Genomic DNA, 6,787 nt, shown 5'->3' on the forward strand with positions numbered 1-6,787 from the left:
GCGGCCTACTCCGGACTGGAGGTCTCGGAGGACCGGGTCGAGTACGCGATCGGCAAGGTGACCGACATCGTCGAGGAGGAGCTCGAGGCCTCGGGCATCCCGGGCGTCGCAGTGGCGGTGGTGCACGGTGGCGAGGTGGCGTTGGCCGAGGGGTTCGGCGTGCGCAGCACCGAGACCGGCGAGGAGGTCGACGCGCGGACGGTGTTCCCCATGGCGTCGGTGTCCAAGCCGGTCAGCGCCACCGTCGTGGCCGCGGAGACCGCTGCGGGTGAGGTCGACTGGTCGACTCCCGTGCGCGAGCACCTCCCGTGGTTCGCCCTGTCCGATCCGGGCGTGACCGCCGACGTGACGGTGGGCGACCTGTTCGCGCACCGCTCCGGGTTGCCCGAGCACGCAGGCGACGATCTCGAGGACCTCGGGTACGACCGCCCGGCGATCCTGCACGGGCTGCGCCACCTGCCGCTGGAGCCGTTCCGCGCCTCGTACGCGTACACCAACTTCGGGCTCACCGCCGGAGCCGAAGCCGTGGCCGTCGCGGCTGGCACCCCCTGGCCGGAGCTGGCCCGCGAGCGGCTCTTCGACCCCCTCGACATGGACGACACCTCCTACTCCTACGAGGACCTCCTCGACCGCGACAACCGCGTCGTCGGCCACGTCCGCGCGGCCGCCGACGAGTCGGGCGAGTCGTCCGGGGACTGGGTTCCGGCCGATCCCGCGCGCGATCCGGACGCCCAGTCCCCCGCGGGGGGCCTGAGCTCGTCGGTCACGGACATGGCGCGGTGGATGTCGATGGTGCTCGCCGACGGCGCCGGGCCCGGCGGCTCGCAGGTCGTCCCCTCCGACGCACTCCGACAGGCTCTGACCCCGCAGGCCGTGTCCTCACCCCCGCAGTCCGCAGCGGACCGGACCGGGACCTACGGCTACGGGTTCAACATCTCCACCAGTTCCTCCGGCCGCGTCGAGTGGAGTCACTCCGGGGCGTTCGCGCTCGGCGCCGGGACGGCGATGCTCATGATGCCGTCGCTGGACCTCGGCATCATCACCCTGACCAACGCCTCGCCCGTCGGGGTGGCGGAGACGATCAATTCGCGCTTCGCGGACTACGCGCAGTTCGGCGACCCCACCCTGGAGTGGCGGGAGCTGTACGGCGAGGCGTTCGGCCCACTGCTGGCCCCCGTCGGCGACCTGGTCTCCACTCGGCAACTCTCCGCCCCCGCACCGCCGCGCCCGGCGGATGAGCTGGTGGGCGTCTACCGCAACGACTACTTCGGCGAGATCGAGATCCGCCGCGTCGCCGCCCGGTCGGACGGGGATCCGGACGATCCGCCGGACGCCGGCCCCGCACTCGCGCTGGACGTGGGCCCGGGCCCGCAGGTTTGGCCGCTCGAACACTGGGACGGCGACACCTTCGCCGTGAGCCCGGTCGGTGAGAACTGGCCGCCCGGCTCCCGCGGCAGCGTCACCGTCGACGGCGACACGGTGACCGTCGATCTCCTCGACGGCAACGGCCTGGGCACCTTCACCCGCGTCGGGGACGAGCCCACCGAGCCCACCGAGCCCGCCGCCTGACCGTCCGGCCGGAACTACGCCGACCGCCCCGCCTCCAGCCGCGCCGCGCGCGGCCGGTCCCTCTTGGCGTCCGCGTCCGGGGTCGTGAGGAACGTGGAGAGCCAGGCCATCCGGGGGTCGGCGTCCACGAGGAACGCCTTGACCGCCAGCGTCAGCGGGACGGCGAGGATCGCGCCCAGCGCACCGGCGATCGCCGACCAGAACACCAACGACAGGAACGTCACGGTGGGGGTCAGCCCCACGGCGTCACCCGTGAACTTGGGCTGGATGAAGCTCTGCATGACCAGGTTGACGACGCTGTAGATCACCACCACCCAGATCGCCTCGACCGGTCCCCCGGTGAGCAGCGCGAACAGTGCGGGCGGCACCAGTCCCAGCACGAAGCCGATGTTGGGGATGTAGTTGGTGACGAACGCGAGCACGCCCCACACCAGCGCCAGCGGCACGCCGAGGATCATCAGGGCCACCGTGTCGATCACAGCCACGATGAGGCCGAAGACCGTGGAGACGATCCAGTACGACTTCACGCCGTCGGTAAACGACCCGAGGGCGTCGGCGAGCCGGGGCCGCTGCCGGGCGATCACCGCGCGGCGCCTCGTGATGCCGGGGACGTCGAACACGAGGAACGTCAGCGCGATCACCAGGACGGTGAGCTGACCGCCGGCCGAGGACAACTGGCCCGCGACGTTCTGCAGGGTGCCGACGATCGTGGTGGGGTCCACTCCCTGGAGGCTCGAGGTGACCTGATCCTCGCTCACGCCGAAGGTGCCGAGGAACGCGATCGTCTGCTCGTACAGTTCGATGAACTTGTCCTGGTATTGCGGGATCTCCTCGGCCGCCACCCACAACGCCCACACCAGCATCCCGACCAGCGCGGCCAGCAGCAGGTAGAGCACCAGCAGGACGATGATCATCGCCCCCCAGCGGGGCAGCCCGGCCCGCTGCAGCACCCGCTGCAGGGGCTGGGCGGCGATGACCAGGTTCAGCGCCAGGAACGCCGGCATCAGCAGGCTCGCGTGCTCGGACAGTCCCCACACCACCACGAACAGGGCCGCGAGGGACACCGCCGTGACGCCGGCGATGCCCCAGCCCTTGGGTTCCTCGTGCGGAGCCAGCGCCTCCGGCGTCGGGTCCGCCGGCGTCGGCGCCGCCCGCGGACCCGCGTTGTCTCCGCTGCTAGTCATGACGCTCCTCACGTGCGGCGCCTCGTGCGCCGGACGCCGCTCAGCGTATCCCGATCGACCCCGGGGAAACCGATCAGTTCCCGGCGAGCGCCGAGCGGATGGCGTCGACGTCCACGGAGTCGAGGTCCGCTGGGTCCCAGGTGGGGTTGCGGTCCTTGTCGATCACGACGGCCCGCACGCCCTCGACGAAGTCCGGGCGGGCGGTGATCCAGGCGCCCAGGGCCAGCTCGTTGTCCAGGCACTCCCGCAGGTCCTCCGCCTTCGCGCCGGCACGCAGCAGCTCGATGGTGGCGACGATTGACGTGGGGCAGTGCGACCGCAACATCTCGAGAGTGGACGTGGCCCACTCGTCCTGCTCACCGGACTCCAGCGCCGCGATCATCTCCTGCGCGGTGTCGCGGGAGAAGACGTCCTCGATGCGCTCGATACGGGCCTCGACGGCGGACTCCCCCGCCTCGGCGCGCTCGAGACCGAACCTCTTCAGCGCGTCGGCCAAGCCGATGGCGGCGACGGCGTCGACGAAGGCGTTGCGCTCGTCGTCGTCGATCAGGTGGGTGGCCAGGCCGGTGAAGAGGGCGTCGGCGGAGTTCATCCGCACGCCCGTCGTGCCCAGGTAGATCGCCACGGCCAGGCCGCGCGCGCCCCCGCCGCACAGGCGCGGCAGGAAGTGGCTGGCGCCGACGTCCGGGATGAAGCCGATCGCCGTCTCCGGCATGGCCATCATGACCTTCTTGGTCACCACGCGGTGCGAGCCGTTGATCGAGACGCCCAGGCCCCCGCCCATGGCCACCCCGTGGATCACGGCGACCGTGGGAACACGGTGCGTGTGGTACGCCAGATCCATCGCGTACTCCTCGGAGAAGAATTCGTGGTTCCTCTCGTGCTCACCGGCCGCCGCGGCGTCGCGCAACGCGCGGATGTCGCCACCCGCACAGAACGCCTTCTCCGAGGTGCTGGTGGTGATGACGGCCTCGACGTCCTCGTCCTTGGACGCCTCGTCCAGCGCCGTGTGCAGGGCCCGGCACATGGACAGGTCCAGCGAGTTCAGGGCCTTGGGGCGGTCCAGGACGATGTGCTGTATCCGGCCATCACGCCGGCTGCTGACGAATTCGCTCATGACCCCATAGTGTCAGGCCGCCCGGAGACCGTCGCACGGATACTAGGAATTCCTACTTCGCTGCCCCCGATGCGGGCCCGCCGCCTCAACCCTCCAACAACTGCGAGGCCACGTCCGGCACGCACCTGAACTCCTCGCGCGGCGGGCGGTCGTAGTTCGAGTCCGCGCCCTTCGGCCGCTCGGGGATCTCCAGCGCCGGCGGGTCGAGCTTCTCCCACGGCACGGTCGACAGCAGGTGCGAGATGACGTTGATCCGCGAGCGCTTCTTGTCCTCGGACTCGACCGTGAACCACGGCGCCTCGGGGATGTCGGTGTGGACGAACATCTCGTCCTTGGCCCGGCTGTAGTCCTCCCACCGGGTGATGGACTCCAGATCCATCGGCGAGAGCTTCCACCGGCGCATCGGATCATCGTGGCGCGACCGGAACCGGCGCTCCTGCTCCTCGTCGGACACGGAGAACCAGTACTTGCGCAGCATGATCCCGTCCTCCACCAGCAGCCGCTCGAAGATCGGAGCCTGGTGCAGGAACCGGCGGTACTCGTCGGGTGTGCAGAAGCCCATCACCCGCTCCACCCCGGCGCGGTTGTACCAGGACCGGTCGAAGATCACGATCTCCCCGGCCGCCGGCAGGTGCTCGATGTAGCGCTGGAAGTACCACTGCGTCTTGTGCACCTCCGTCGGGGCGGGCAATGCCACGATCCGGGCGTGCCTCGGGTTGAGGTACTGCGTGATCCGCTTGATGGCCGAGCCCTTGCCCGCGGCGTCGCGCCCCTCGAAGACCACCACCATCCGGTTGCCGGTCTCGCGGAGCCACGCCTGCATCTCGACCAGCTCCGCCTGCAGCCGCTCGAGCTCGGCCTCGTAGGCCTTCTTCGGCAGCTTCTCCAGACCGCTGGGCAGGAGGTCCTTCTTCTTGGCACCGCTCTTGGACGCGCTCTTGGAACTGCTCTTGGACGCGCTCTTGCTGCCGCTCTTATCGGAGGGCTTCTTGCTGCTCATGGCCCGAGCCTACGGACCCGACCCGGCCTCCTCGACCGGGATGACGATCTTGACAGTTTCCGGCAATACTGTCTAGTTTCACGCCCATGCCGCACCTCTCCCGCCGGGGCTTCCTCGGAACCGTCGCCGCGGCCGGGATCGCCGCCCTGGCCACCGACCCCACGGCTGCCGCCCAGCCGACCGACTCCGCCGGCGTCGCGACCGACTCCCCCGCACCCGGACGGATCCCCCACGAGGTGCAGGACCACCGGTGCATCGTGGTCGGGAGCGGATTCGGCGGCGGCATCTCGGCGCTTCGTCTCGCTGAGGCGGGCGTCGCCGTCGTCGACGTCGAACGAGGCCGCCGCTGGCCCACCGGACCGGACTCCACCACCCTCCCCAGCGCCACCTCCCCCGACGAGCGCGCCCTGTGGTTCACGGTGATGGTCGGCTACGGCGTCAGCGCGGACCGCGGTCGGGTCGTCTACGACTCGGCGCAGGACCGCGGGATCATCCGCTGGCCGGCCGACGGCGACTCCGGCATCCTCACCCACGTCGATCGCACCGCACGCGCCATCGCCGGCCCGACCGGCCACCTCACGGACACCAACCGCATGCTCAACTCCACCTGGCACCCGCTCGGCGGCGCCGTCATGGGACAGGTCTGCGACCTCGACGGCCGCGTCCTGGGCCAGCGCGGGCTGTACGTCGTCGACGGCGCGCTCATCCCCGGCACGACCGCCGCGTGCAACCCGTCGCTGACCATCGCCGCGATCGCCGAGCGCGCGCTGGACAGGATCGTGCGGCAGGACGTGGGCGTCGTTTTTTAGGGGCGCCGACTTCTAGGGGCACCGTTTTTCGGGCACGGCGTCCGGCGGCGTCCGGGATACTGGAGTGGTGCGCTCCCGCGACTCCATCCTCGACGCCACCCGAGCGGTCATCGGGCGCGCCGGTTTCGGGGGCGTCACGATCGCCGCGGTCGCCAAGCAGGCCGAGGTCAGCCGCCAGACCGTCTACTCCATCTTCGGCAGCCGCGAGGACCTGGTCTCGCAGGCCGTCTCCGAGCGACTCACCATGCTCACCGGCGCGTTCACCGATGTGCTCGACGCCGCGACGACGCCCCTCGAGCTGGTCGTGGAGATCGTGGTGGTGGGCCGCCACTGCATCCTCGACGATCCCCTGCTGCGCGCGCTCACGCTCGGCGGCGGCTCGAACCCCATCTTCGACCCCGGCTCCGCCGAACGGGCCCGCCAGTACGCGGTCGCGCTCCTCGTCCCCGCCGCCGAGCGGTTCCCGCAACTGGCCGGCCGCCTGGACCTGGTCGCGGAGGTGGGCGTGCACGTGGGCTGGTCGGTGCTGTGCCTGGACTCGCCCGAGGCCCGCTCCGACGACGACCTCCGCACCTTCCTCACCACCTGGCTGGCGCCGCTGCTGGAGACGTTCGGGACGTGAGCGACGTACTCGTCCTGTGGGACCTCGACCTCACCCTCCTCGACCCCGCCGGCTTCGGGACCCGCATGATCACCCCGGCGCTCGCCGACCTCCTCGGCCGCGACCCCGTCATGGGCGCGTCCTTCGCCGGACGGACCGACCGCGCGATCCTCACCGATCTGCTCGAGATCAACGGGATAGGTGTCGACGACGACGAGGTGGTCCTCTCCCTCATGGACGCCGTGGCCCGGCGCTGCGAAACGCTCGGGGAGGATCTCCTGGCCGGAGGTGGCGGCCCCCTGCCCGGCGCCCACGAAGCTGTCGCCGCCCTGGCCGCGGACCCGCGACTGCACCAGGGGATCGTCACGGGCAACATGCGGCGGACGGCGCTGCTCAAGCTGCGGCTCTGTGGCTTCGACGGGCTGCCCGACCCCGGACTCGGCGCGTTCGGTGATCACCACGCGGACCGCGCCCACCTCGTCCGCGACGCCCTCGCCGCCGCCCGGG

The 6,787-nt window shown here is 70.9% G+C and carries 6 protein-coding genes and 1 pseudogene; 4 read left to right on the forward strand and 3 right to left on the reverse strand.

Features of this window, described 5'->3' with window-relative positions; translation table 11 throughout:
- A partial coding sequence (locus G6023_RS02225) for a serine hydrolase (protein ID WP_241727622.1) occupies positions 1 to 1,569 on the forward strand: 1,569 nt, incomplete at its 5' end.
- 14 nt (positions 1,570 to 1,583) lie between these two features.
- Here the strand turns inward: G6023_RS02225 and G6023_RS02230 are convergent.
- From G6023_RS02230 to ppk2, 3 genes are all read right to left on the reverse strand, one after another.
- Positions 1,584 to 2,753, reverse strand: coding sequence for an AI-2E family transporter (locus tag G6023_RS02230; protein ID WP_182633963.1), 1,170 nt, complete (start codon positions 2,751 to 2,753; stop codon positions 1,584 to 1,586).
- Positions 2,754 to 2,826: 73 nt separating this feature from the next.
- Entirely contained in the window at positions 2,827 to 3,870 is a 1,044-nt protein-coding gene (locus G6023_RS02235) for an enoyl-CoA hydratase/isomerase family protein (protein WP_067713328.1), read from the reverse strand.
- A gap of 85 nt (positions 3,871 to 3,955) precedes the next feature.
- Positions 3,956 to 4,870: a polyphosphate kinase 2 gene (gene ppk2 / locus G6023_RS02240; protein WP_241727623.1), complete on the reverse strand. Its 915-nt coding sequence runs from the start codon at positions 4,868 to 4,870 to the stop codon at positions 3,956 to 3,958.
- A gap of 416 nt (positions 4,871 to 5,286) precedes the next feature.
- Here ppk2 and G6023_RS15850 point away from each other — a divergent pair.
- From G6023_RS15850 to G6023_RS02255, 3 genes and pseudogenes are all read left to right on the forward strand, one after another.
- Positions 5,287 to 5,679: pseudogene (locus G6023_RS15850) on the forward strand (GMC oxidoreductase); the annotation flags it as partial.
- A gap of 67 nt (positions 5,680 to 5,746) precedes the next feature.
- Entirely contained in the window at positions 5,747 to 6,301 is a 555-nt protein-coding gene (locus tag G6023_RS02250) for a TetR family transcriptional regulator (RefSeq protein WP_182633965.1), read from the forward strand.
- Positions 6,298 to 6,787, forward strand: a 490-nt coding sequence (locus tag G6023_RS02255; protein ID WP_182633966.1) for an HAD family hydrolase, incomplete at its 3' end; no start/stop codon positions are given. The genes G6023_RS02250 and G6023_RS02255, both read left to right, overlap by 4 nt.

The organism is Dietzia sp. DQ11-71 (assembly GCF_014144995.1).
In the GTDB taxonomy this organism is placed as follows: Bacteria; Actinomycetota; Actinomycetes; order Mycobacteriales; family Mycobacteriaceae; genus Dietzia; species Dietzia kunjamensis.

Excerpts from the sequence above, each read along its gene's own strand:
- G6023_RS02230 (WP_182633963.1), bottom strand. The coding sequence starts at position 2,753 with ATGACTAGCAGCGGAGACAACGCGGGTCCGCGGGCGGCGCCGACGCCG.
- G6023_RS02235 (WP_067713328.1), bottom strand. The coding sequence starts at position 3,870 with ATGAGCGAATTCGTCAGCAGCCGGCGTGATGGCCGGATACAGCACATC.
- ppk2 (WP_241727623.1), bottom strand. The coding sequence starts at position 4,870 with ATGAGCAGCAAGAAGCCCTCCGATAAGAGCGGCAGCAAGAGCGCGTCC.